Below are 26,390 nucleotides of genomic sequence, written 5' to 3'. Positions count from 1 at the left end.
AAATTTGCTGCCGCGCAAATCCTTGTAAAAGTTGCAAGATAAGGATAAATGATGCGCAAAGCATTGACCAGAACAGCGTATTATAAACGCTGTGATCTGGTTTTAAATTATAAACCAGTCTGTTACAGGCAGACTTCAAATATTTGACAAAAACGATCATGGTTCAAATCGCTAACATCTCGCTTCCCGATTTCCCACTGCTTCTGGCACCCATGGAGGATGTTAGCGACCCACCATTCCGTTTTGTTTGTAAACAGAACGGCGCCGATCTGATGTACAGCGAATTCATTTCCAGCGAAGGATTGATCCGTGATGCTATCAAAAGCAAACAAAAACTTGACTTCAACGAATTTGAACGGCCCTTTGGTATCCAGATCTTTGGCGGCGATGAAGAAGCTATGGCCCTGAGTGCTAAGATTGTAGATACCGTTCAACCCGATCTGGTAGATATCAATTTCGGCTGCCCGGTAAAAAAGGTGGTGAGCAAGGGCGCCGGCGCTGCCGTTCTCAAAGACATTGATGCCATGGTGCGGTTAACAACTGCTGTGGTAAGATCAACTACGCTGCCGGTAACGGTAAAAACGCGGCTGGGCTGGGACGATAACAGCAAAAACATTGAAGAAGTGGCCGAACGCCTGCAGGACGCAGGAATAAAAGCCCTCACCATTCATGGCCGCACCCGCGCTCAGTTGTATAAAGGAGAAGCGGATTGGGCCCTGATCGCTGCTGTAAAAAATAATCCTCGCATTCATATACCCATATTTGGTAATGGAGATATCGATTCTCCGCAAAAAGCGCTCGATTACAAGAACCGCTATGGTGTAGATGGTGTTATGATCGGGCGGGCAGCCATTGGTTATCCGTGGATCTTCCGGGAGATCAAACATTTTTTGCAAACCGGCACCCTCCTGGAGCTTCCTACTGTGGAGGAGCGCGTGGAAGTTTGCCGTACCCATGCCCATAAATCGGTTGAATGGAAGGGTGAGGTACTCGGTATTCTTGAAATGCGGCGACATTATTCCAATTATCTGAAGGGATTATCCCATGTTAAAGAATACCGTACCCGGCTCGTAACCGTGAAAACATTGCGGGAAGTTGATGAGATCCTGAACGAAGTGAAAGAGAAATTTGCCGGTCTTACTCCCGAAAGACAGGTCATACCTTTATCGGAAGACCAGTTGCCTGCCTGCGCCTGTTAAGCATGTACTATATAATTCAGCATATATGCTAAACCTTTTCTTATCCTGGGTGAAAAAATTAGCCATGGCTGCCACTGCCTGCATGGTAACCGTTGCCAGCGCTATTGTCTTGACGGGTTGCCCTGCCGGCGGCGAGCATAAAAAGAAAAATGCCGGCAAGGCCAATGTGCTGATCAATATCGACAGCGCCAGTCTCATCAACTACCTTGCTTATTTATCCTCAGCGAAAATGGCCGGCCGTGAAACAGGAACGCCAGGCAACCAACTGGCTCGTGACTACATTGTGAACGTGTTTGACTCCCTTCAAATTGGCAAGGTCAGTAATACCTATCTGCAATCCTTTCCGGTTGGCAATGATGGCCACCAGGGAAATAATATTATCGGCCTTATAAAAGGGCATCAATTTGAAAATAACTACATCGTCATTACGGCTCATTATGATCACCTGGGCACGAGGAATGGCAATATTTATTACGGTGCCGATGATAATGCGTCGGGCACCGCTGCCCTGCTGGCCATGGCCAGGTATTTCAAACAATATCCGCCCAAACACTCTATACTTTTTGTTGCTTTCGATGCAGAAGAAAAAGGATTACTGGGTTCAAAATATTTTATTACACATGCCCCCGTTCCAATATCGGCTATGGCGGCAAATGTGAATATGGATATGGTAAGCCGCAATGACAGTAACGAGATCTATGCTTCCGGCACCAGACATTATCCGTTTTTAAAAAAATATGTGGATAGTATTCGGCCCTACAGCCCGGTAAATGTTCTATTTGGGCACGATGGCGAAAAGGCAGGAATGCACGACTGGACGAACCAATCGGACCATTTTCCATTTCATCAGAACCAGATCCCTTACCTGTATTTTGGCGTTGAAGACCATGCGGATTATCATCGCCCCGGCGATACCTTCGACAAAGTGAATAAAAGCTTTTATTACCGGGTGTGTACCATGATCACGGGAGTGGCATCGCTGTTAGACCGGCCAGACATTTTGCAGTAAGTATGTAATATTTCTCTTTATCATTCGACAGATATCCTTGTGTAAAATCGGTGACATTTCTTAATCTCTTACTACCATAAACAACCATCATGAACACCAATACGAACACCCGCGAACAAAATATACGCACCTGGTCAATGCTCTGCCACATTTCTGCATTAGCCGGATTATTTTTTGGATTAGGAAATATCCTGGGGCCATTGATTGTTTGGCAAATAAAAAAGAATGAGTTACCTGAAATTGAACCCTATGGCAAAGAAGCCTTAAATTTTCAGCTGACTATTCTCATCATAAATTTGATAGCTTTTGTTATCCTGGCCGGGGTTATTGGTACCGCCTTTGGGTTTGGACATTTTATGCGCAGCCCATTTTCCCTGGTCGGCGGAGGATTTGGCATTGGAATGATCCTGCTAGCCATTAACGTGGCAGCCCTGATCTTAGCCGTTGTTGCCGGCCTGAAAGCCAACAACGGCGAGTTTTACAGGTATCCCTTTGCGATAAGATTCATTAAATGACATTAAGCATAATGGTGTGCCACAGGTACTGCAGCAAACAGGAAATGTGGCACGCCTTCCATTGCCAACCACTTATTGCCTACTGCTCACGGCCTCTATAACTTCCTCACTCAGTGGTGATATAGAAGGATCGAAATAATGGGTTAGCATTCCCTGCTCATTGATCAAATATTTTGAAAAATTCCAGCTGGGCGGTTGCTCATTCCATCCGTTCTTCGATTTACTGGAAAGCCACTTGAATATCTCATTCTGCTCCTTTGATTTAACCACCACCGTTTTTTTTGCCAGCGGAAAGCTAACACCAAAATTCACCTTACAAAATTGAGCAATTTCAGCGTCGCTGCCTTTTTCCTGCTCTTTGAAATCATTGGCTGGAAAGGCGATCACCACCAACTGATCATTAAACCGCTGATACAATTTCTGCAGATCCTCGTACTGATTGGTATAACCGCAATCGCTGGCGGTATTCACCAGTAATAGTTTTTTTCCTTTGTAAGTCTGCAAGGGCAGGCTACTGCCATTATTCAATGAAACGCTGAGATCATAAATTGATTCAACAGGAGCTACATTCTTAGAATTCGTTATAATTTTCATATTCTTACCTATCAATTTGGTAAAAGCGATCCATAATGGATACACCACTTTTAATATTCTTTGTTTGCCAGTCATAACTTTTAATTAATACTATATCGGTACCGAGCCATAAACAAATTTGACCAGCCTGTTCAATATGTCCTATTTTATGATCCATTTAAACAAGTTCAAGCGTCCTTTAAATGGCGGATACTTGATCGCCGGATCAAACCAGGTGGGTGTTTTCATCACTGCCTTTGTATTGCTGAACAGATCAAAACTGAATTTGCCATGATACTTTCCTATGCCGCTGTTTCCACGCCCCCCAAAAGGCAAATAATGATTGGTAAAATGCCAGCTTGAATTATTAACACAGCCACTACCAAAAGCAACTGACCCTAACCATTCCTTTTCCTTTTTTACATCGGAGGTATATATGTAAAACGACAAAGGATCAGGATTGTTTTGAATAATGGCTTTTGCTTCATCAAAGGTATTAAAAGAGAGTACGGGTAATAACGGGCCAAAAATTTCCTCTTTCATAAGTGGAGTATCGGTTGAAACATTTTCCAGGATGGTAGGCTCAATATATAATTGGCTGATATCAAAACGCCCACCAAACACAATCGTTCCCTGGCTTAAATAAGCGGTAAGCCGGTTAAGCTGACGCTCATTGATTATTTTCCCGTAATTGTAGCAGCTTGCGGGGTTATTGGTATAAAAAGAGTTAATGGCATCTTTTAACGCTTTAACCAGTTCATTTTTTATCGTGGCATGCACCAGGATATAATCGGGTGCAATGCACATCTGGCCAGCATTGGAAAATTTAGTGAGGGCAATGCGGCGTGCTGCCACTTTAATATTGGCGTCACTTTCCACTATGCAGGGACTTTTACCTCCCAGTTCCAGCGTCACTGGCGTCAATTGCGCAGCCGCCATTTGATAAATACTTTTACCAACCTGTGTGCTGCCAGTATAAAACACATGATCAAACCTGAAATTGTTCATCATTGCCGGCACCACCTGGCTCCCGTCGCCCTCAATATATAAAACATGATCTTCTGAATATATTTCCCTGATAATATGGCGCATTATTTCAGCGGTGGCAGGCGCCAGTTCCGATGGTTTTAATACAACACAATTGCCTGCGGCCAGTGCCCCTACCAATGGTGTAAAAAGCAACTGAAATGGATAATTCCATGGACTAATGATGAACACAACCCCCAACGGTTCACGCAAAATATAACTGGATGAAGGCAGGTTAACGAGATTGGTTTTTACCTTTTCAGGTTGCATCCAACGCCCCAGTTTGCGCAACGCATTATTTATTTCTGTGACCACCACACCCAATTCGGTAACCCAGCTTTCTTCCACACTTTTTTTAAGGTCTTTGTGTAAAGCATCATATAAAGCTTGTTCATTCTTTAATATCGCTGTTTTCAGCAATTGCAATTGTTGTTTACGGAACGCAAGGGTTCGGGTGGCCCCGCTATCGTAAAAGTCCCGCAAGCCCTGCAATTTCCGGGTAAGCATTTCTGGGTTCATATGTTTACAATTACAAAAACAAATTAAAGTGTCAACACGCAATGCTCAAAATTCAAATGACAGATCTATAGCACAGCTTCAGCTTTAAAAAATTCCAAATCACAAAAATCAGGATTGCTGGTTAACGGTAATAAGTTACAAAAAAAACAGTGCATACCGGCTGTTTAGCTGTAAACCGGATTATAATACCAGCTAAGGCATATAAGAAGCACCTAATATTGTGATTTGGAACCTGGATTGTGATTAAATGAATTCATACCCTGTTTCCCGATGCCTACACAGGCGATACTTCAAACGGCAACTCCTGTGTTTGCTCAGGGTTTTGATTTTTTATAAGATAACATGCCTCCAGAAGCGTTTCAAGCTTTTCATAAAAATATATATGGTTGCTTCTTTCAAGAGGCTCACTGGAAATGCTACCCGGGCTTGTTAACACCTCGACGGTCCACTTCCATAAAAGATCGCGGGTATCATTTAAATGATAACATTCGAAAAAATCTTTGAGCACCAATAATGGATCCTTCATTTCTTCTTCAGTTAAACGCAGTGGTTGATTACACCACTGCAATTGGTGATTACAGGTTCGCATACTTACAATTTAAAGCTGGTTAACAAAATTTCACCCACATGCATAGTGTACGGATATAGTAAATCATCGCAAATTATTTTTAGCATACAGCTGCCTTCCGCTTTTTAAAAAACGTTTAAGGGCAGTTAAAGACAAAAAACTGCTAAATGAATGAAACGGTAATATTACCAGTAAGCAATTTTAGTTTACTACAATAACGGTGTTTCCGAATTTGCAACCGAACCAATAAATGATTAATGTGTAACTGGTGAAGTGTGTAAGTTGTATGAAAGTCGTAACGGCAACCAACATGCCTCTCTCACCACTAAGCTATCCAATTCTTTTGGTTTTCCAAATTATTTCAAGCTCTTTTTCTCTCATTTTCCAACTATTCCCTTTTAGCAGCGAGGCTAAAGAATCATTTTCCAAATGCAGGTAGCCAGCTTGTTCTTTAATTACCTGTTATCCTCGAATTTCGATCTCCTGTTTACACAACATAAAATAAATAAGGATCCAGGCATTTGCCCCGGCAGTTCTGCGCTCTTTATATACAATCCGTTCTTGTAATTCTTTTCCAATTATATCAGTTGCTACCCTATACCCAGTGGAAACCTTTCGACTACCACATTTACTTGTTTCCATTTTTGGGCGCGTCATTTATGGCTCCAGGGATGCGCTGGCTTTTACCTCAAATTCTTCGGGACTTCTTCGGGGCGCTCCAATGGCAACACCCGGTTTTCTTTGGGAAATCCCGAAGAAATCCCGAAGAAGTCCTGGCGCTGGCCGGGAGCAGACCGGGAGAAAGTGGTGGCTTGTCTTTAGGTTGTCGTATTAAACACACAATTAAAAATTACAAATTGTTCCCTGACGGTGAGCAACATAACGTTTACAGGCAGGTTGATTAATCATTAGAGGTTCAAAATTGGCCGGTATAGTATTTTTTGAGTTAGCACTCCGGCCAAAAACTATTTCGATTTTTTATAACGATATTGCCCATACGTTGTGTAACCAGTACCCGAATCAGTTTGTACCATAGCAGCACTAAAGCAGGAAAAGCGATAAAATAAACACCATCAACAAAGTTATCAGGCCCATAAACAGCGAAGCCACTGTGTATACCTGTAACATGGGCCGCATATCTAAACCAGAGAACCGGGCAATTACCCAAAAATAGGCATCATTGGCATGAGAAAGCATCATTGAACCTCCGCCCATGGACAATACCGCCAGCAATTTACCCATCTCTGAATCGAGCCCCAACGCAGGTAATAACGGCTGAACAATAGAAGCTGCCGTGATAATAGCTACTGTAGAAGAGCCCTGGGCAGTTTTCAAAACGGCGGTTAACAGGAACGGAAAAAAAATGCCCAGCGCCTGCAGGTTTACCACCTTACTCACATGCTGCCCTACCTGGGTTGCGGCCAGAATAGCCCCAAAGGCACCACCGGCACCAATAATTACCAGTATGCCACCGGCTTTTTCCACCGCTTCCTGCAGCAGGTTACTCACTGTACTTTTCTTCCAGCTTCTCACTGCTAACAATGCCATTATAATACCAATGGCCAATGCTATTACCGGATCGCCGACCACCATGAACAAACCCGCCCAGTCAGGTACCGGCTTATTTGCATCGATGCCAATAAATGATTTTATGCCAATTAAAAGTATGGGCACAATTACAGGTAAAAATGATAATAACACAGAAGGGGTTGGCAAACTAAGATCCACCACCGGCGCCTGGCCGGGTTCTTCATTGTTAAACTTCCTTCCCGCATAACGTGCCCAACCATAACCTACGAGCGTGGCTGGAACTGCTACGGCCATACCTACCAGGATGAGCCTGCCAAAATCAACCCCGATGGTGGTAGCAGCAGATGCTGCGCCCGGATGGGGCGGAATTAAACAGTGCACCGAATACAAACCCGTCGCCAGGGAAACCGACATGATGACGACAGAAATACCCGTTCGCCTGCACAGGGATTTGTTCAATCCGCTCAGTACAATATATCCTGAATCGCAAAAGATGGGAAGCCCCACGATAAAGCCGGTAATGCTCATGGCCAGCGGCGCATGTTTCTCTCCGATCCTTTTCAATATATAGGTGGCCATTACTTTTGTGCTTCCTGTATGCTCCAGCACAACGCCAAGGGTGGTGCCTAATACAATAATAAATCCCAGCGATTGCATGATATGGCCAAACCCCTGCTTGGTTACATTGATGATCGCGGCTACCGGCATTTGTACGCCCAGTCCAACCACAAAACAGGCGATCAGCAGCGCAAAAAAAGCGTGGACCCTGAATACGGCGGTAAGCAGAATAATGATACCAATGCCCAAGCCCAAAAAGATCATTACCTGTGCAAACGATGTTGTCATATCACAATCGTTAGGTGATTATTATCTAAGATAACAAATCTCAAAATTCCAATCTTAAATGCCGGTTACCATTCTTAAATTTCAGCGCCTGCAGGGCTTGCTGGCTATTTGTAAAGGGGCTATCAATTACACCATGGATCTTCTGCATACCATTCTGTACCTTCGTCGGGCAGCGGAGAACAAACGATCTAATTAAAAGTAGCACGATGAACGACGAACATTATATGCAGCAGGCGCTGAAGGAGGCGCAGCGGGCTTTTGACGATGGGGAAGTACCGGTGGGTGCGGTAGTGGTAATGAATAACCGCATTATTGCCCGCGGGCATAACCAGGTAGAGCGGTTAAACGATCCTACCGCACATGCGGAGATCATTGCGCTGACCTCAGCTTTCAATTTCCTGGGCAGTAAATATTTGCCCGACGCATCGATATACATTACTGTAGAACCCTGCCTCATGTGTGCCGGAGCCCTCTATTGGAGCAAGATCAGCAGGATCATCTGGGGCGCCGATGATGAAAAGAACGGACATAAACGCATCACAGAACCCAATTGGCCCTTTCATCCGAAAACGGAAGTAACCAAAGGTATTTTGAAAGAAAAATGCGCCGAACTGATGAAAAGTTTTTTCCGAAGCAAACGATGAGCGCGAGGTATAAGGAACAAGGCAGTCCTGGCCTTGTTCCTTATACGTTCTGCCCTATTGATCCCACCATACACGTCCGTTCAGATCATCTTTACCACTTAACTGCGGCTGTGAAGAAATCGCAGTGCGGTAATTTTCGCCATTGATATTTTGTTCTTTTAACGGATATGCCTGCCGCCGGGGAATCGGAATGCCTCCATTGTTGGGAGCCGGTGTTAACACAGGATATCCAGTTCTTCTCCATTCAGCCCAGGCTTCGTAACCATTCATATATAAATGCAGCCAGCGCTGGTAAGCGATTTTTCGTAATGCGTCAGCGCCATTGTATACCACTTCGGGTTGAGCCAGGTAGGCCGCCAACCCGGTGGTATCACCTTTATCGGTGGCAGAATAAGGAACTCTTTCCACCTGTTTGTCGGTATTGTCTCTGTACGCCTGAAAGCTGACCCTGTTCCATTGCCGTATGGATGCTTCGATAGCAGCGGTATATTTAGCCTGTGCATCTGCATCACCCCCTGATAACCATCCCAACTTATTGGCTTCGGCAATAGCCAGTAAAACCTGGGCATAGGTAGTTATATAGGTAGGAGCATTCTGGGTGCGTACATGCACGCCGATAAATGAAACGGAGGCATTGGGTATTGCGCTTACAGCATTGCCATCGAGGCCATAAGGTACTCCGTTATAATCGCCACTGCCATTTACATCGGCATAGATCTTAAGTCGCGGGTCATTCAAAGGCTTCATGTAATCGACCAGGGTCTTGCTGGCCCAATACCATGGGCGGTTCTGCACATTCACCACATAATACCAGTAATTCTGATTGGCTGCTTCTGCCAGATGTACATATACAGCGTTCTGACTGTTATCGGTAAATACACCGCCGTTCAGTGCTTCTGAGAATTCCAGTTTTCCTTTTTCCGCATCCGCTTTCGATAAGCGAAGGGCCATTAGTAAGCGCATGGAATTGGCAAAACGTTTCCAGTTCTGCATATTACCGCCGTATAATATATCGCCGGTAACGGCATTGCCATTGTCAATCTGCGCGGCTGCCTCTTTCAGTTCCTTCATTAGATCATAATAAATATCTTTCTGGCGATCATAGGCAGGAGAAAAATTTTCCTTTCCCTTCAATGCATTGAAATACGGAATATCGCCCCAGCGATCGGTCATATGCCAGAATAAATATGCCCGTACGATCCGCGCGACTGCTTTTTGATTATTGGCAGAACCTTCAATGATATTGAATTGCTGCGTGTTCAATATCGTTTGTAGATTTTCCAGCGCCTCGGTATAAATAGAATAAAAATCAAAATTCACCACCGAATAACGCGAGGCATCGGTATAAGGTTTTTCAGACCAGTGCTGAACGTATAAAAGTCCGGTAGGCGCCTCGATGATCGCGGGCAACTGGTTAAGCGCATAGGTTAACAATTGTGCATTGGACGCCCGGGTTGGCACACTGGGATCAACGTTGATATCATCGCTGAATTTCGTACAACCAGTTGCCATTGCCAGCACAGTAGCAGCCACTATTATAAAAAATAATTTTTTCATGATCTTTTTTTTAGAAGGAAACATTCAGGTTTACACCAAATGAACGGGTGGTAGCCAGCTGACCGGTCTCCAGCCAGTTTAAAGAGGAAGCGCCGGTTGCGAGCTCTGCCGGGTTCAATCCTTTCGGCGCCTTTTGCCAGATCATAAACGGGTTCCGGGTAATAAAGGCGACATTGATGCTTTTTACCGGCAGTTTGGCCAGATTTGCTTTGGTAAAAGTGTAACCCAGCCTGATCTCACGCATTCTTACATACGAAGCATCAAAAAGCCACTCTTCATAGATCCTGGTGCCGACTACATTGCGGTAATAACTCCTGGCGTTCACAAAGGCAGTTACCTCCTGTTTGGAAGCATTTGATATACCGGTCACTTTTATGCCACCACCATCTGGCAGGGGATCCCGAATGTTTTTGCCATTTTCATTCATAACAGCCGTTTCTGCCGCTTGTCCACTCTTCACAGCCAGCATTTTTGTCCAGCTGAAGAATTGTCCGCCGCTTTGAAAATCAATTACAGCGCTCAGATCAAAGTTCTTCCAGGTAATGGTATTTTGCCAGCCGCCGGTAAAGCGAGGCAGTACGGTTCCAAAATTGTGATTGGTAACGTACATGGGCATATTGGCAGCGTCGAGCAAGATCTTTCCTGTGGCCGAATCTCTCATATAGGCATTTCCTACCAGCGAACCAAACGATTCGTTTACATTGGCCTGCAGGAACATATCCACACTTGCATAGCGGTTCTGATCGAGGATCAGGGAATTGATACCAGGATATAATTCCTTGATCTTATTGGTATTCCTGGCAATATTAAAGCTGCTTGTCCAGTTCAGGTTGGCCATCTTAAGCGGTGTACCGCTAATTGTTAGTTCAAAGCCCTTGTTCTGAATATTACCTGCGTTGATCACGTATTTTGAGTACCCGCTTACACCCGACACATCGAGGTTCATGACCGCATTTTCGTTTTGCTGGTAATACCAGGTAAAGCTAAAGCCAACGCGGTCCTGTAAGAACCGCATATCCAAACCGGCTTCATAAGCGGTACCTAAAGAAGGTTTGAGGTCGGGGTTCTTCAAAGTATCGGGAACGTACATGGGAAAATTGGTACCATAGGGTTCGCGCAATGCAAATGCATTGGTGGTTTGATAAATATCTATATCTGAACCTGCCTGGGCGAAGCTGGCCCTTAATTTACCATAGGAGACGGGCGCCAGTTTCAACAACTCACTAAATACAACACTGGCGGAAACCGATGGGTACAAATACGCATTGTTATTTTCAGGAAGCGCCGATGAAATATCTCTTCGCAGGCTGGCGTCAATAAAATATATATTATTATAGCCCAGGGTAACGGCGCCATAGGCGCTTCTCACTTCTTTTCTCCGTAATACATTGCTTACGCGGGGCCGGTCGAGCGAATTGGCAATATTATAAAAGCCGGGAGAAACAAATCCACCAACGGTCTCTTCCCGCAAATAGCTGTAACGTTGTGTCATTATATTTCCACCCAGATTGGCTGCTAAAGAAAAGCGGCCAATTTCTTTATTATACTGGGCGAGAAATTCATAATTCATTTCTTTTGATTCGTACTTACCGATCCAGAATGACGGAACGCCGCGACCACCTTCTGCATTCCTGCCATCGAGGTTTTGCACAAACCCATCCTGACGGATAAAACCGTTCACCTTCAAACCTGGCAGTATCGTATAGGATACCCCCACATTGCCAAATAATCTGTCGCGGGCATCGTGCGAAGTGTTTTCATAGGCATCGAAATAAGGATTGTTCCAGTCTATAGGACTTGTTCGGCCGGTATAAACCCCCTGGCTATTGGGAGCACCTACATTCCAATGGTAAAAAGTGCCATCGGCGTATTTATATTGCTTTAATTTATTCATATCCAAATTGCGCTGAAACCATTGGTACATGTTGCGCGAACCCAGGCTTTGATAGCCCTGCGCCGGTCGCTGACCTTTATTATTGGCGTAATTCAAACTGGTGCTTATTACCAGCTTGGGCGTAACGCTCAATGACCCGTTAAAAGACAGGTTGTTTCTTTTTAACCAGGTATTCGGTTCAATGCCTTTGATATCGGTATTGTTATATGACAAGCGGAAGGAGGTATTTTGATTGCCCCCCGCAAAGGATATACTGTTGTTCCAGGTATGCCCGGTTTCAAAATAATCTTTGATATTGTCTGGTTGCGGCACAAAAGGCGTTTCTTTTCCAAAATCAGGATCACCGGGATAAAAGCTGTACTGATGCCTTACGGGCGTGCCATCCATTTTGGGCCCCCAGCTTTCATCCCACTCACCGTCTACATATTTGGTAGCAACCCCATTGATATTTATTGTTGGAAAGTTCAAGCTTGATCCGGCCCCGTAAATATCCTGTAATGGCATAAAATTGCCTGCCTTTTCTACTGAAAAGGCAGAGCTGAAATTCACCACAGGTTTTTGGGTATTCTTTCCTTTACGTGTAGTGATCAATATAACGCCGAATTGCCCACGTAAACCATAGAGCGCTGATGCCGCCGGCCCTTTCAATACATTGATCGACTCAATATCATCAGGATTGATGTCCTGGGCCAGGTTACCATAGTCGCGGCCGTTCCTTCCTGCATAATTTGTATTGGAAACAGGCGTATTATCAACGACTATCAATGGCTCCCCACCGCCAGTTAAAAAATTCGTTCCGCGAATCTGAATTTTCTGGGTGCCGCCCATACTGGCGCCTGATGATCCGGTAAGCTGTACACCGGCAATCTTTCCGCCCAGACTGCCAATTACATTCTGTTCTTTGGCAATCGTGAGATTGTCGCCTTTTATTTCCTGCGTTGAATAACCAACTGATCTTTCCTTACGGGTAATACCCAATGCGGTAACAATAACCTCTTCCAGTTTACCTGTACCGCTTTTAAGGGCCACCGTTAGATCTAACGATTCGTTGTCTTTTACAGTAATATCTCTAAGCTGCGTTGTAAAGCCCACGGCAGATACCTGCAGCTGGTATTTTCCCGCTTTTAAACCGCTTATGACAAATTCCCCATTGGCATTTGCGGCTGTTCCTTTATCTGTTCCAACCACGAATACAGAGGCATTCGCAAGCGGTGCACCGCTTTCATCCGTTACTCTTCCACGTATCCCTCCATCGAAAAGCAAGTCATCGCCAATGGTGATTTCAGCATAGGTATCGTTTTTTTTGATCTTTTTAATAACTATGTTATTATTAACCTGATTGTACTTTAAACCGGTATGCTGCAACAGATCGTTCAAAATGCTGGATACAGAAGCGTTGCTGGCTGCATAATTGATGTTTTGAACTTCGGCTACATCTGCAGTACGGTAGGTAAAAGCCAGCTGGGTAAGCGTTTCTATTTTTTTAAAAGCCTGCTTTAAGGTGGCGTTCTTAAGGTTAATGGATATTATGATCTTATTCAGATCCTGCGCCTTGCCTGGCCGGGCCATCAGCAGTCCGCTAACAGCCAGGCTCATGGCCAACACAGCAATTCTCATGATCAGCATCTTTTGCTTCAGGAGCGATTGCCAGGGAGGCCTAAAGGTTGTCATGTACATAGGAACTAAGTTTTGGTTTGGTATTATATGGGTGATGTATATACTTAATAGACGAAACATTCAGCAGGAAGTCCTATTCAGGTAAGGACTTTTTATAAAAAATCCGGAAGCATGAAAAGAATAAGCTTATATCCTTTCTGCTCCCGGACGCCGGCTTAAACCGGAACTAACGGTCAACTTGATTTTCTCATGTTGCTCATGCGGCCCTGGAGCCTTGTATAGGTGACTGTCTGAGCGTATATTACTTACTGCACAATTTTATAGGTCCCACCAGAAGCGCTGGGTTACATCCGTTATACCGGGAGGTACATTGGCGCCATTTCGGCTGGTTTCAACACTGGGATATACCATGCGGCGGATAAAATTACCCGCTACTGCATTCAAAGGCAGCGTGAAATCTTTATACTGATAATTATACCGCCGGGCATCGTTCCAGCTTTCAGGGTTCAGGAAGAGCGCTTTATATTTCTCCTTGAATATATGGTCAAGCGTAAGATTTGTTTCGCCAACTGATACGGATGCATGATTAACATAAGCATCCCGGTTGGCAGCGGCCACCTTCATTTTATTCATATTGGCATTGATGCCTTCCAGGTAAGCAGCATAGGCCCTTGGTTTATTGTTAGCCCTGAAAGCTGCTTCGGCTTCAATGAATTTCAACTCATCATAAGTAATTATAAACACCGGTGAATTGGAACTGGAATAGAACCCTGTTAAATTGATATAGGTCTCTTCAAAGCTCACACCCGAACCGGAACGGCCTTTGCCGTTGGGTGTACCCCTGTAATCGCCATACTTGGTAGTGTCTGTCATCAATGGAAGCCTGGGATCAAAAACCCCATAGGTCTTTCCATTCATAGCATCGATGAACTGCTCCGATAACCAGCCATCGAGCAAGAGGTTCCTGTTGTTTACAGCAACCTGGTTCCATGGATTGCGCACATCCCAGGTGCTGACAAAAGCGTCGTGGTCATTTGAAGTATAGGCAGCAGCCAGTTCGCCGAAAATAACGTTCGTGTTGTATTGATTGGTTTTGCTCAATTGGTTCAATAAGCGCGCCTTTAATGCATGGGCCGTACGGATCCAGGCCTGTGCATTGCCTTTGTGGATAAGGTCAGGGCTTCTGCTGCTACCGCTTTCACCCGGTATAGGGTAAGGCGGATTTTGTTCATTCAATAAAGTAATACCTTCATCGAGCAACTGCAAACAACTTTGAAATAAACTTTGCGCATTGTCATAGGCCGGCGTTAAGGTCGACAGGTTAAATGCTTTTGAATACGGTGCATCGCCCCAGAGACTGTGAACATACTGCAGGTTCATGGCCATTAAGACCTTAGCTACTCCCCGGTATTGTATAGCGCCTCTGTCGGCTGCTACCTTTTCCAGGTCATAGATATCGGTCATGTTATCATACAGATTTGTCCAGGTGGTGCTGCCATCGACATCATCATAGGTATCCAATGGCGAAGCGGTGTTTGACGAAGCCAGGTATTGGACGTAATAAGAAGTGATATTGGTTGATACCCGGTAAACATTCAATGCGGTATTCTCTGTTACCCGGGTAAGTAAGCCATTGATAGTTGCCCTGTTTGGCTGATTGGGATTGGTATTTACGTCGAGGTATTTTTTACAGGATGTTATTGATACAACGAATAGAGAAAAACTCGCAATATATATTAGGCTTCTCATGTTACTCCAATTTAAAAGTTGATGTTTACACTAAACAGGTATGAGCGCAGCGCCGGGTATGTAAAACCGGTAAAGCCATCTGCATTGCTTTCTACACTGGAACTGCTGGTTTCAGGATCATAGCCGGTGTAATTGGTAAACAATAAAAGATTATTCCCCGTGAAGGTAACTGAAGCGCCCTGAATGGGTGTTCCTTTAAAAAACTTTGCAGGCACCGCATAACTGAGATTTACATTCCGCAAACGTACCCAGCTGGCATCCTCTATAAAATTTTCTGTAACACCACGATGCACATTCCGGTAAAAGCCCTGGCCATAATCACGGCCCGTGCCATTTACTTTACCCATGCCCAGATAAACGGCCTGGGTATTGGGAGAACCATTCGCCAATACGCCGTCGAAAACAATGGTCTCGGTTCTGTTCTCGGTGTATTTGGCAATACCAAAAGCACTCATGAAATTGCCTAACTGGTTATACCTGTCCTGCCCCTGTTGGGTCTCCCACAAAAATGACAGGGAGATATTTTTCCAGCTAAGTGTGTTGGTGATGCCGCCGATCCAGTCGGGTTGCGAATTACCAAGCAAACGCTGCCGGGTATCTCTTACCGGGAAGCCGGCATTGCTGCCTGAGGTAGCAATTACCACCGGCAGGCTTTTATCAACGGTCACTCCATCATCTGTTTTAGAACCATAATACCGCTGGTAAGAGGTGCCATACATATTGCCAACAGCTGAACCGGGCACATATTTCAGGGTGGCATTGGAACTTGAATAACCAAAATGCGACCCTACCACAATTTCAGTAAGCCCCTCACGAATGCCAACTACCTTGTTCCTGTTGCGTGTATAATTCAGGGTAAGATCCCAGCTGAAATTTTTTGTTTTAACTGCTGTACCGGTAAGCACCAATTCGATCCCTTTGTTTTCAATTTCACCGGCATTGATAATATAGCTGGTAAAGCCAGTGGTGGGCGATAAACTAACCGGAATGATCTGGTCGCGGCTGTTTAGTTTATACCAGCTGAAGTCGATGCCGATGCGGTTGAATAATTTCAATTCAACACCTGCTTCTACCGTTGAGGTTCTTTCAGGTTTCAGCAAAGAGTCACCTACCTGGTCACTGCGTGTCCACATGATCTGGCCGCTCGAGGTAAGTGTGGTAGAATTGTAGTACCTGCTGAGCTCATAGGGGTCGGTATCCTTACCTACTTCCGCAACCGATACCCGTGCTTTTCCGAAATTTATCCAGCCAGGCAGTGAAAAATGATCCGAGAAAACATATGATAAACTTACCGAAGGATAAAAGAAGGAGTTATTGGCTACCGGCAAGGTAGATGACCATTCATTACGGCCTGTAAGGTTCAGGAACAGGTAATTATTCCAGCCCAGGGTAAGATCCCCATAGGCGCTTACGATCCGGTATCGTTCTTCGGCCTGGCTGTTGGTACGCACTTTAGCGTTATTCAATGTTAGCATATCCGGTATATCCAGCTCGGTGCCACTTGCAGTTAAACGGCTGGATTTTCGATCGCGCACTTCATTCCCTATCCGCAGCACCGTATTCAGCTTCCCGAACCATTCATGTTTGAAACTGGCCATCACATTTGAGTTCAGTATGCGATTGCCGATGCGGTACTCATGTACAAAACCCAGGCTGTTATCGCCAAATACCTGTTCACCGATCAGGCCTTTAGGACCAGGCGCTGCATGGCGGCGAAAATCAGCATAGTAATCCATGCCGAATTTATAATCTACATCGAGCCATGTAAATGGTGAGTAAGTAAGGGCTAAATTTCCAATGATCCGGTTAACATTGTCTTTGAATTTATTGGTGGCAGTACCATATACCGGGTTATCATTGCCGTATGCATTTTGTGTACCATCCGGTTTTATATAATCCATTACATTCCACCGCGGCGACCAGTAGGTTAAACTTTCATTATAGCGGTCGGCGTTTACGCGGTAACCGCCTGAGTTAATAAAGTAAAGGCCCGGGCTGAACCTTAATTTATCACTGAACTTGAACTGACCGCTCAGGCGGGCAGAGACGTTCTTATAATCAGAATTAGGCAGCACCCCATTCTGTTTGAAATAGGAAACCGAAGAAGTGAGCAGGGCTTTATCGGTACCACCCGACATATTAATGCTGGTACGGAACTGGTTGCCGGTTTTGAAACCCTGTTTATAATGATGGTAGATCTGATCAGGATGCGTAGGATCGATCGCTTTAGCCTCTTCAACAGTTGGTCCCCAACTGGGCCAGAAGCTTTTTGGATCGTATTCCGGTACGAAAGAGGTAGCGCCTACATAACCCTGGCTGAATTTCCTTTGTACTTCCGGAAATTTATTCACTTCGTCAATGCCATAGGTAGTTGTGAAGTTCACACGCATTTTACCGGCTTTGGCGGTTTTAGTGGTGATCACCACCACGCCGTTTGAACCGGCCTGACCATATAAAGCAGTTGCAGCTCCGCCTTTGAGGATCGACATAGATTCAATATCGTCGGGATTGATATCGGAAGCACGATTCGATAACCCGCGTAAGGAACCTGCATCGTTGATGGCAGTGGTGCTGTTATCGATCAGGATCCCGTCAATTACAAATAGCGGCTGATTGTTTTTATTTGGTGCCAGCGATTTAATACCCCTGATTATGATCCGCGTTCCCTGTCCCGGCGCGCCGCCGCCACTATTGATCTGAACGCCGGCCACTTTGCCGCGCAAGGCATTCAACACATTTGTTTGCCGGGTATTCGACAGGTCTTCACCCCTGATCTCCTGTGTTGAATAACCCAATGATCTTTTTTCGCGTTTGATGCCGAGGGCGGTCACTACCACTTCATCGAGCTTGTTATTGCCTGAGACCAAACCGATGTTCACCTCGGCCACTGCATTATCCCTTACTGTTACATCCCTTATAATCGTTTGAAAACCGATCGCTGATACCTGCAGGCGATAGCTGCCCGCTTTTATGCCTGTTATTGTAAATTCTCCTTTGGTATCTGCAGCAGTACCTTTGTCGGTGCCCAGCAGCACAATGGAAGCATTGGGCAAAGGCGCACCGGTTTCATCGCTTATCCGGCCTCGTATACCCCCATCAAAAGAAATTGCTTCCGGAGTAAATATTTCATCAGATTGCACGTTGTTCCCGGCCTTTTTTATAATGATATTGCTGTTCACCTGGTCGTATTTTAAACCAGTATGTTCCAACAGATCCTGCAGTACGACCGTTACAGAAGTGTTGGTAGCCGAATAATTGATCCGCTCATAAGCGGCTACATCAACGGTGCGGTAAGTAAAGGCTAATTGGGTGAGCGATTCAATTTTTTTGAAAGCCTGCTTTAGCGTTACGTTCTTCAGGTCGATAGAGATCATGATCTTGTTCAGGTCCTGTGCACTGCCCGGCCGGGCCATCAGCAATCCGCTGAAGGTGAGTAATATAGCCAGGATAGAAATTCTCATAATCAATGCTTTGTTTCTCGAAAGCGAATACCGGTGATGGTATCCAATAGCAATGAATGACGTACTATGCCTGTACGTTTTTACATACAAATTCATAGCTTTGAATTGTTTTAAGTAATTCTTTGAACGGGATTATTTTAAACATTCGGAACCGCTTCCAGGTCGCAACTGGGGCGGTTCTTTGTTTACATTACTATGGAGGTGTATAGTTGGTAGTATGCATGACAGTTTAGTTTTGGTATTTATGTTTTATTTGATCACATACACGTTGTTTATGAGCTGTAATCTGGTGTCGGTTAAATTACACAACACCTGGAGTGCCGGTTCGATGCCAATCTCGCGGCGGAACGATGTAGATATTCTTTCCCTTGCCAGCGCTTCGTTGTCCAAACGAATATGCACATCATAGATCCTTTCCAGATCGGCCACGATGTCGCTGATGGTTTCATCATCATACACAAGGTTCCCCTGTTGCCAGGGCGCCACTTCATGAACCGGCAATTTCTTTTGAATTACCGTTTTATTCACGTTGCCTACTCTCACCTGTTGCCCCTGGGTAAGTATGGCCACCTCTTTGCTGCCATAATGTACCCGCACCCTGCCTCGGCTTACTGAAACAATGATATTTTCCCGGCCCGGATATGCTTTTATATTGAATGCCGTACCAAGCACGGAGGTAGTTACGTTGCCGGTATGGATGAGAAATGGTATTTTATCAGCATGCTTCACATCAAAATAGGCTTCGCCAGTAAGGAACACTTCTCTTTTGCCGGCAGCAAACAGTTTGGGATATTCCAGCGTGCTCGCTGCATTCAACCATACCTGGGTACTATCGGGCAAGAGCATGTATTTATATTCTGACCGGCTGGTTATTTTTTTAGCCAATACCGGTTTGTCGTTATCGGTGGCTGGTTGGGACGGTTGGAAAACTAACCAAAGAATACCTGCCAGTAATACAAGCAGGCCGGCAACCATGCCAGCGAATACCCGCTTTTTTCTTATTGACCACATTCTGGCAGAAGGCTTTTCTTCCCAGGCAGGCTCAGGTATAACAAGATTACCGCTTTCATCTACATAGGTAAGGGAAGGGTTGGCAGGCCGGGTTTCTTCATATGCTTGCTGGATCAATTCCCTTATCAGTTCATTATGGGAAGCTTCGTTGATATAGGAAAAGAACTCCTCGAATTCTTTTCTCGTACAGGTATTGTTCAGGTATTGCCTGAATAAATATTTTATCCTCTCTTCCATTGGAGAATGGTTGTTCCTATACATGATAGACGAAGCAACCTGGGAAGGTTCCTATCCGGAATGGATATTTTTTAAAAAAGAAGTAAAAAGAACCGGGCGCTTTTGAGCAGGAACAGCCTTATAAATTGCAGGGCCGTTGATAACTGGTTCTTCACCGTATGTTTTGAGATGGCCAGGTGATCCGCTATCTCCTGGTAATTAAGGCCTTTTTCGCGATTCAGATAATAGATCAATTTGCGCTGGGGTGGTAACTGTTCTATGGCTTTTTGTATGATCTGGTTATACTCCCTTGCGGCTACCTTGTCTTCGGTTTCATTCAATTCATCGGGCTGATTTTTCCATATGGCGTCTTTCAGCCGGTTGTCGGCGGCCACTTTCCGTAGAAAATCGATCACTTTATTTTCGGTCAAACGGTATAACCAGGCTTCTACATTATGAATGGAGTTAATATGGTGCCGGTGTTCCCAGAGTTTTATAAACACTTCCTGGATGATATCCCTGGCATACTGGTTCGAACGGGTAAGCTTGAACACCAGGCTATGTAACCGGTATTCGTGTTTTTTAAAAATATCGGCGAAGAGCAGTTCTAGTGCATGCTCATCACTGTGATCATTTCTATGTGACACTTTCTCATTCATGCTGGTACATTATGCTTACAAGGCAGGTAGCGAACCGTTAGTGTAGTTTCCTGAGCTTAACATTCTTGAACCAGATACCGCCACCATGGTCCTGTAAAGCGATATGTCCTTTTTTGGCAAGGCCATACGCTTTTGCGTCCTTCCATTTCCCCTCCGCTTTCAACTTTTGCCAGGCGGGGGTCCATAATTCATAATCTACAACTTTCTTCCCATTCAGCCAATGTTCTACATGGGCTCCATTTACAAGTATGGTAGTGTGGTTTAATTCACCGGCTGGTTTTGCGGCTATTTCCGAGGGAGGATACATGGCATAATCTGCACCGCTCTTTTGCCATGCTTCCAGTTTTTGGGCATATCCTTCATCATCTATTAACTGGTATTCAGGACCGGTTTCATGGCTGGGGCTGCTGCTTTCTTCTACTCGGTAAATAATGCCGCTGTTAGCGCCCTTATCGACCTTCCAATCTATCGAAAGTTCAAAATTATCATATTGATCAACCGTGATGAGGTCGGCCCGTTGAGTAACGTCTTTTACTTTACAATACAACTGCCCGTTTATTACTTGCCAGCTATCGAAGGGTTTATTATTATAACCGCGCCAACCATCGGTATTTTGGCCATTAAACAGCAGCACCCAGCCTGCTTTTTTCTCAGCTGCGGTAAGTATGTTGTCTTTTCCCTGTTCGGGCTCAAATGCCCCTGAAAAAGCGCTGAATAGTATGGTTGCAGAAAACAGCATCAATTTTTTTGTTGTAATGGTATTCAACATATTGATTGATTTGATAAGGATTTGCAGGGCCCACTGGTTTCCTAAAATACTATAAAATTGCCATAGTCAGCCGCAAAATTTTCCGTTTCGTAAAGAGAATGAATTGGTTAATCAACCATTGACCTGTACTTTTGTTACCGTTTGAAAGAACAACCATAAATCTTCAACAATTAAAATTTTAGTGTTATGGCATTTACACTACCGGCGCTTCCTTATGCACCCGATGCACTGGAACCGCATATTGACGCACAGACGATGCAGATCCACCATGGCAAACATCACCAGGCTTACGTAGATAACCTGAACAAAGCTATTGCGGGTACCCCCCATGAAAATAAATCGCTGGAAGAACTGGTAAAAGCTGCAGGCACTATCAGCCCGGCCGTTCGCAATAATGGTGGCGGCCACTGGAACCACTCTTTCTTCTGGGAATTACTGGCTCCCAACGCTGGCGGACAGCCTACCGGCGCGCTGGCAGCAGCTATTAACGACGTTTTCGGTTCTTTTGAAAGCTTCAAGGAAAAATTCAATACGGCCGGTGCTACGCGTTTCGGCAGCGGCTGGGCATGGCTGATCATCAACAATGGTACGCTCCAGATCACTTCTACCCCTAACCAGGATAATCCGCTGATGGATGTAGCCGAAGTAAAGGGTACACCCATTTTAGGGGTTGACGTTTGGGAACATGCTTACTACCTGAAATACCAAAATCGCCGTCCCGAATACATGAACGCTATCTGGAACGTGATCAATTGGGAAAAAGTAGCTGAAAATTTCACAAAAGCAGCCAAATAATTACGCTTACCAACTATAGCCAATCCCGGTTTTACCGGGATTCTTTTTTTTAACCTTTCAAAATATAGCCCAATGAAATGTACCTTGTTAAGTACGATGATTGCCATGGCATGCTTTGCCGCCTGCTCTCCCGGCGTTCAAAAGAAAGTGAAAGTGATGTCGAGCGGAAAAATCCAGGTTGATGAAGCCACTAAAACCATTACCCTTACTCCCGGAACCCAACACAACGAAGCTGATCTCGTTCTAACCGAAAAGGACAAGGGCATTACCGTAAAAAGCCCCGAAGGCGATCAAACCTACGAAGTGCCTGATGGCGGAGTGTATATCCTGAACATAAAAACCGATACCCTTATTGGCAACCTGGTGAATTTTGGCGATGGCGGTGCACCCAAATCTATCAGTACTGAACAATTGGAACATATTATCGACAGTACCCAGCAGCTGATCAACGGGCAAAATGCCAGTGATGAAAAAAAGACCTATTTCATAGTACCCAAGACCATCAAGAAGCTTACTACTAACACAAATGCGCAGTTGATCAACCCATACAAAAATATTCCTTACTCGGTAGATGTAGATAAGGATGGCAAAGCCCCCGAGATCTACAAATTCTTTACGGCGAAACAAAAAAGAGAGTCGCTGAATGAACTGATAGAACGCATGAAAAAGTAGGAGGATCGAAGTAAGAGGTATGAGGTAGGAAGTAAGAAGGTCCGAATTCCGAAACCTTTAATAGTTTGGATATGAAACACAAAGCACGAAATACAGGTTCTTCATATTTCTTACTTCATACTTCGCTTTTATGGAAATGCGAAGCTCGAAATTCCGGTTCCCATACATCTTACTGCATTTCTTCAAGGCACCGGATCATACCCATGCCCGCCCCAGGGATGACAGCGGCTTAACCGTTTAACCGTAAGCCATAGTCCTTTAAATATGCCGTGCTTTTTAAGGGCTTCAATTGCATATTGTGAACAGGTGGGTGTGAAGCGGCATTTAGGCCCCAGGATCGGAGAAATGATCCATTGATACAGTTTGATCAATGCAATGAACGGAAAACCCAAAATACGAAGCAATACTTTCATTTCTCAATTGATTAATAATTCCCGGCTTGTATATAACTACATGGCAGTTACCGTTTGCAACAGCTTTTTCAGCACCACCTCCACCTTTTCTTTTACCACAGTGAATTCCGGCAGTTCTTTGCCGGTATAGATCAGGAATAACGCCAGTTGTTGCTGCTTTGTTTGCAAAGCCTGTTCCAGGGGCGCTTTTTGCAGGCGATACGCTTCCCGCATCAGTCGCTTTATGCGGTTGCGGTCTACTGCCTTTTTGAAGTTCCGGCTACTGACACTAAAGCCGGCCTGGAGGGGAACCGTTAACAGCTGGTCAACCAGTTTATATTGCACCCTGATGGGAAAAGCAGCCACAGCACGGCCTTCACTGAACAACTGCTCAATGATCTTGCGGCGCTTCAGCCTTTCCTCTTTTTTTAGCGTAAACTTTTTCACCATCAGGATAGCCCAAAAACAAAAATAGCCCCGGTGTAACCGGGACTATTACATATTTAAACTGTTACCCATTGCCAGCGGCGTGGTAAACAGGTTTATTTTAATTTTCTTTCGTCGGAAACAGTCAGTTTCTTACGACCTTTTTTGCGACGACTGGCCAGTACTTTACGGCCATTGGCATCCTGCATACGTTTACGGAAACCATGAACGGTTTTACGACGACGGCGGTGCGGCTGAAATGTACGTTTCATATTTAATTTCTTTTTTACACTTGTTTCTCGCCAAAGCAAATTGCGCAGGCGATGTTTGAAATATGATCCGGGAGAAGCGGATCAGGTTCCAGTTTTCGCAGACGGGTCACCATACCCGCCCCGCCATAAGCGGATGAAAGGACCGCAAAGGTATGGAATGATCACTTAAGTATGAAACGGTATGCACAAAAATGTTTCATTAAATATGATCCGCTACGGGTATATTACTATCCAGGTCAACATGACTGGAATGTATGGCTTGTCCAAAAAATATACTGGCGTGGTTATCAAAGTCTTCGGTTGAATCGGTTGTATAAAAGGCCCGGTGGCCGTTCTTGCTGCAACGGATCTCCAGCTCAGTATGGCGTTTCAGGTAATCCCCCAGGCTGTTGGCTACAATTTCTCCCTGCGATACCACGCTTACACCTGCCGGCAAAAACTGCGTGATCTTATCGCGCAACAACGGATAATGGGTGCAGGCCAGCAGCAGGGTATCAATTTCCTTGTTTGCCAGCATGATCTGCTGTACATGCTTTTTTACAAAATAATCAGCCCCCGGCTGGGTATGTTCATTGTTCTCAACAATGGGCACCCACATGGGGCAGGCTTCCTGGTAAACGGTAATATCGGGGAAGAATTTTTCTATCTCGATGAGATAAGAACCCGATTGCACGGTACCGTTGGTGGCCAGTACGCCTATCTTGCGCGACCTGGTAAAATTGCCGATGATCTCTGTGGTAGGCCTGATAACGCCTAACACGCGGTTAGAAGGAGCCAGTTGGGGCAGATCATTCTGCTGAATAGTACGTAATGCTTTTGCCGAGGCCGTATTACAGGCCAGTATGACTAATGGACAACCTTTTTGGAAGAACCACTCCACACATTGCAAGGTGTACCGGTATACCGTTTCAAAAGAACGGTTGCCATAGGGAGCCCGCGCATTATCGCCCAGGTAGATATAATCGTATTGGGGCAGCTTTCGTACGATCTCCTTCATTACCGTTAAACCACCATATCCTGAATCGAATATGCCAATTGGCTGAGTAGTAACCATAATACAAATATACCTCCTAAAGGGGGAATATTGTGCCTGCGGAATGCTGGTAATGGCGGGGGTTGTCCGGCCGGGGCATGTGCCTGGGCAATAAAAAAACCCCGTTTGCCGGCTGCAAACGGGGCTGATATTTTCAACTTGTCAATTCTTTATGGTTTGGCGCCGGTCTTTGGTGCGGCAGCAGGAGCTGTGCCAGGTGTTGGCAATTTGATATTCAGCTTTTTGGCAACCAGCGGCAGAATATCATCACCAGGAGGAGCTACCAGCAGGGCTTCCTTTTCAAAAATATAACCGTAACCACCTTCTTTGGCTACAGCCTGCACTGCATCATAAGCCTTTTTGTTAATGGGACCCAGCAATTCCTGCTGACGTTGTTGCAATTGCTGCTGAATGCGCTCTTCTTCGCTGTTCAGCTCCTGACCCATTTTAGCTAACTCATTTCTTTTAACCGATTTAACGGAAGTGGTTAAGGTAGCAGAGTCTTTGTTGTATTTCTCAACAGCTGCATAAAATGCATTCTGCTTGTCGCTGTAATTTTGCACCAGGGCGTTGCGGAATTCCTGCAGCGCAGTGTCGGCTTTTCTTGTTTCGGGCATTACGCTCACCAGTTCCTGCGAACTGATATACCCTATTTTATTAGAAGATTGTGCATTTACTTCACCAGCCGCTACCAGGCACAGGGCGAACAACGTTACGGAAAAAAACTTTTTCATTGATTTCAATTTTGTTTACACACCCTGAGCCCATGATCGGTTGCTTTCGGGTGAACGGTTATTTTGATTTAAGTTGAAAAAAACCTGATGTTGGTTGCTTTCCCCTTTTTGTCTTATGTTTTATTTAACGCCCAGCTCCTTTAATATATCCTCGCTACGGTCCAGTTTGGGGTCGGCAAAGATAACGGTAATTCCTTCACTTTTATCTAAAATAAAGTCGAGTGAACGGTTAACCGCCAGCTTCTGAATTGCATTGTAAACCTTGTCCTGTATGGGTTTCACCAGTTCCTGCCGCTTTTTAAACAGATCGCCTTCAAAACCAAAGCGTTTGCGCTGCAGGTCGCGCACTTCCTTTTCTCTTACAAACAATTCATCTTCGCGTTTTTTCTTTAATTCGGGGCTCAACATCACCTGTTCAGCCTCAAAATCTTTATACATTTTATCGAGTGCGCTTTGTTTGCCGTCCACTTCTTTTTGCCACTGTTCGCTGAACTGATCCAGCTTTTTCTGGGCTTCTTTATACTCCGGTAATTTGTCCAGAATATATTTAGTGTCAACGATCGCATAACGCTGGGCCTGTGAGGCAAATGCCAGCATTATAAGACAGGCAATAGCAAATATCTTTTTCATGGTAAATTCCTCCTTAAGGTTTTATCGTGAATGGTCAATGGTCAATAACTGCCGATCTTACCTTATACGCGAAC

General features: G+C 44.9%; 23 protein-coding genes. 6 read left to right on the top strand and 17 right to left on the bottom strand.

Features of this window, described 5'->3' with window-relative positions; translation table 11 throughout:
* Positions 1 to 158: 158 nt before the first annotated feature.
* From dusB to JT717_RS01540, 3 genes are all read left to right on the top strand, one after another.
* On the top strand, positions 159 to 1,199 hold the full coding sequence (gene dusB, locus JT717_RS01550; RefSeq protein ID WP_205508425.1) for a tRNA dihydrouridine synthase DusB: 1,041 nt from the start codon (positions 159 to 161) through the stop codon (positions 1,197 to 1,199).
* Between the two features lie 25 nt (positions 1,200 to 1,224).
* Positions 1,225 to 2,208 carry a M28 family peptidase gene (locus JT717_RS01545; protein WP_205508424.1) on the top strand — a complete coding sequence of 328 codons (984 nt, stop codon included), beginning with the start codon at positions 1,225 to 1,227 and terminating at the stop codon, positions 2,206 to 2,208.
* Between the two features lie 89 nt (positions 2,209 to 2,297).
* Entirely contained in the window at positions 2,298 to 2,723 is a 426-nt protein-coding gene (locus tag JT717_RS01540) for a DUF4870 domain-containing protein (RefSeq protein WP_205508423.1), read from the top strand.
* 72 nt (positions 2,724 to 2,795) lie between these two features.
* Here JT717_RS01540 and JT717_RS01535 read toward each other — a convergent pair whose 3' ends face one another.
* The 4 genes from JT717_RS01535 to JT717_RS01520 form a co-directional block, all read right to left on the bottom strand.
* Complete coding sequence (locus tag JT717_RS01535; RefSeq protein ID WP_205508422.1) at positions 2,796 to 3,392, bottom strand: glutathione peroxidase; 597 nt, start codon at positions 3,390 to 3,392, stop codon at positions 2,796 to 2,798.
* Between the two features lie 66 nt (positions 3,393 to 3,458).
* Positions 3,459 to 4,841, bottom strand: coding sequence for an aldehyde dehydrogenase (locus JT717_RS01530; protein WP_205508421.1), 1,383 nt, complete (start codon positions 4,839 to 4,841; stop codon positions 3,459 to 3,461).
* A 274-nt stretch (positions 4,842 to 5,115) separates the two neighbouring features.
* Entirely contained in the window at positions 5,116 to 5,430 is a 315-nt protein-coding gene (locus tag JT717_RS01525) for a hypothetical protein (RefSeq protein WP_205508420.1), read from the bottom strand.
* 1,020 nt (positions 5,431 to 6,450) lie between these two features.
* Positions 6,451 to 7,785, bottom strand: a complete 1,335-nt coding sequence (locus JT717_RS01520) for a GntP family permease (protein WP_205508419.1) — start codon at positions 7,783 to 7,785, stop codon at positions 6,451 to 6,453.
* Between the two features lie 206 nt (positions 7,786 to 7,991).
* On the opposite strand from JT717_RS01520, the gene JT717_RS01515 reads away from it, so the two are divergent.
* A complete protein-coding gene (locus tag JT717_RS01515) occupies positions 7,992 to 8,429 on the top strand; it encodes a nucleoside deaminase (protein ID WP_205508418.1) in 438 nt (145 codons plus the stop codon).
* 54 nt (positions 8,430 to 8,483) lie between these two features.
* Here JT717_RS01515 and JT717_RS01510 read toward each other — a convergent pair whose 3' ends face one another.
* The 7 genes from JT717_RS01510 to JT717_RS01480 all read right to left on the bottom strand — a co-directional run bounded on the left by JT717_RS01510 (position 8,484) and on the right by JT717_RS01480 (position 21,362).
* On the bottom strand, positions 8,484 to 9,986 hold the full coding sequence (locus tag JT717_RS01510; protein WP_205508417.1) for a SusD/RagB family nutrient-binding outer membrane lipoprotein: 1,503 nt from the start codon (positions 9,984 to 9,986) through the stop codon (positions 8,484 to 8,486).
* Between the two features lie 10 nt (positions 9,987 to 9,996).
* Positions 9,997 to 13,551: a SusC/RagA family TonB-linked outer membrane protein gene (locus JT717_RS01505; RefSeq protein ID WP_240347773.1), complete on the bottom strand. Its 3,555-nt coding sequence runs from the start codon at positions 13,549 to 13,551 to the stop codon at positions 9,997 to 9,999.
* Between the two features lie 264 nt (positions 13,552 to 13,815).
* A complete protein-coding gene (locus tag JT717_RS01500; RefSeq protein WP_205508415.1) occupies positions 13,816 to 15,246 on the bottom strand; it encodes a SusD/RagB family nutrient-binding outer membrane lipoprotein in 1,431 nt (476 codons plus the stop codon).
* 11 nt (positions 15,247 to 15,257) lie between these two features.
* Complete coding sequence (locus JT717_RS01495; RefSeq protein ID WP_205508413.1) at positions 15,258 to 18,707, bottom strand: SusC/RagA family TonB-linked outer membrane protein; 3,450 nt, start codon at positions 18,705 to 18,707, stop codon at positions 15,258 to 15,260.
* 249 nt (positions 18,708 to 18,956) lie between these two features.
* Entirely contained in the window at positions 18,957 to 19,955 is a 999-nt protein-coding gene (locus tag JT717_RS01490; RefSeq protein WP_205508411.1) for a FecR family protein, read from the bottom strand.
* Between the two features lie 71 nt (positions 19,956 to 20,026).
* On the bottom strand, positions 20,027 to 20,593 hold the full coding sequence (locus JT717_RS01485; protein WP_205508409.1) for an RNA polymerase sigma factor: 567 nt from the start codon (positions 20,591 to 20,593) through the stop codon (positions 20,027 to 20,029).
* A 37-nt stretch (positions 20,594 to 20,630) separates the two neighbouring features.
* Complete coding sequence (locus JT717_RS01480) at positions 20,631 to 21,362, bottom strand: 3-keto-disaccharide hydrolase (RefSeq protein WP_240347772.1); 732 nt, start codon at positions 21,360 to 21,362, stop codon at positions 20,631 to 20,633.
* Between the two features lie 186 nt (positions 21,363 to 21,548).
* On the opposite strand from JT717_RS01480, the gene JT717_RS01475 reads away from it, so the two are divergent.
* Together JT717_RS01475 and JT717_RS01470 are read left to right on the top strand one after the other, a co-directional pair.
* On the top strand, positions 21,549 to 22,157 hold the full coding sequence (locus tag JT717_RS01475; protein WP_205508407.1) for a superoxide dismutase: 609 nt from the start codon (positions 21,549 to 21,551) through the stop codon (positions 22,155 to 22,157).
* Positions 22,158 to 22,229: 72 nt separating this feature from the next.
* Complete coding sequence (locus JT717_RS01470) at positions 22,230 to 22,829, top strand: hypothetical protein (protein WP_205508405.1); 600 nt, start codon at positions 22,230 to 22,232, stop codon at positions 22,827 to 22,829.
* A 182-nt stretch (positions 22,830 to 23,011) separates the two neighbouring features.
* Here JT717_RS01470 and yidD read toward each other — a convergent pair whose 3' ends face one another.
* The 6 genes from yidD to JT717_RS01440 form a co-directional block, all read right to left on the bottom strand.
* A complete protein-coding gene (yidD, locus tag JT717_RS01465) occupies positions 23,012 to 23,242 on the bottom strand; it encodes a membrane protein insertion efficiency factor YidD (RefSeq protein ID WP_205508404.1) in 231 nt (76 codons plus the stop codon).
* 36 nt (positions 23,243 to 23,278) lie between these two features.
* The gene (locus tag JT717_RS01460) at positions 23,279 to 23,671 is read right to left on the bottom strand and encodes a ribonuclease P protein component (protein WP_205508403.1); all 393 of its coding nucleotides are present in this window, start codon (positions 23,669 to 23,671) and stop codon (positions 23,279 to 23,281) included.
* Between the two features lie 92 nt (positions 23,672 to 23,763).
* Positions 23,764 to 23,919: a 50S ribosomal protein L34 gene (gene rpmH, locus JT717_RS01455; protein ID WP_014222732.1), complete on the bottom strand. Its 156-nt coding sequence runs from the start codon at positions 23,917 to 23,919 to the stop codon at positions 23,764 to 23,766.
* 199 nt (positions 23,920 to 24,118) lie between these two features.
* Positions 24,119 to 24,973 (bottom strand): glutamate racemase, encoded by an 855-nt coding sequence (gene murI / locus JT717_RS01450; RefSeq protein ID WP_205508402.1) that lies wholly within the window; start codon positions 24,971 to 24,973, stop codon positions 24,119 to 24,121.
* A gap of 149 nt (positions 24,974 to 25,122) precedes the next feature.
* Positions 25,123 to 25,686: an OmpH/Skp family outer membrane protein gene (locus tag JT717_RS01445; RefSeq protein ID WP_205508400.1), complete on the bottom strand. Its 564-nt coding sequence runs from the start codon at positions 25,684 to 25,686 to the stop codon at positions 25,123 to 25,125.
* 120 nt (positions 25,687 to 25,806) lie between these two features.
* Entirely contained in the window at positions 25,807 to 26,316 is a 510-nt protein-coding gene (locus JT717_RS01440; protein ID WP_205508398.1) for an OmpH/Skp family outer membrane protein, read from the bottom strand.
* Positions 26,317 to 26,390 lie beyond the last annotated feature (74 nt).

This window comes from Longitalea arenae, assembly GCF_016924755.1.
GTDB classification, from domain to species: domain Bacteria; phylum Bacteroidota; class Bacteroidia; order Chitinophagales; family Chitinophagaceae; genus Niastella; species Niastella arenae.
Note: the sequence above shows the minus strand (reverse complement) of the source record. Positions and strands in the feature narration are given on the sequence as shown.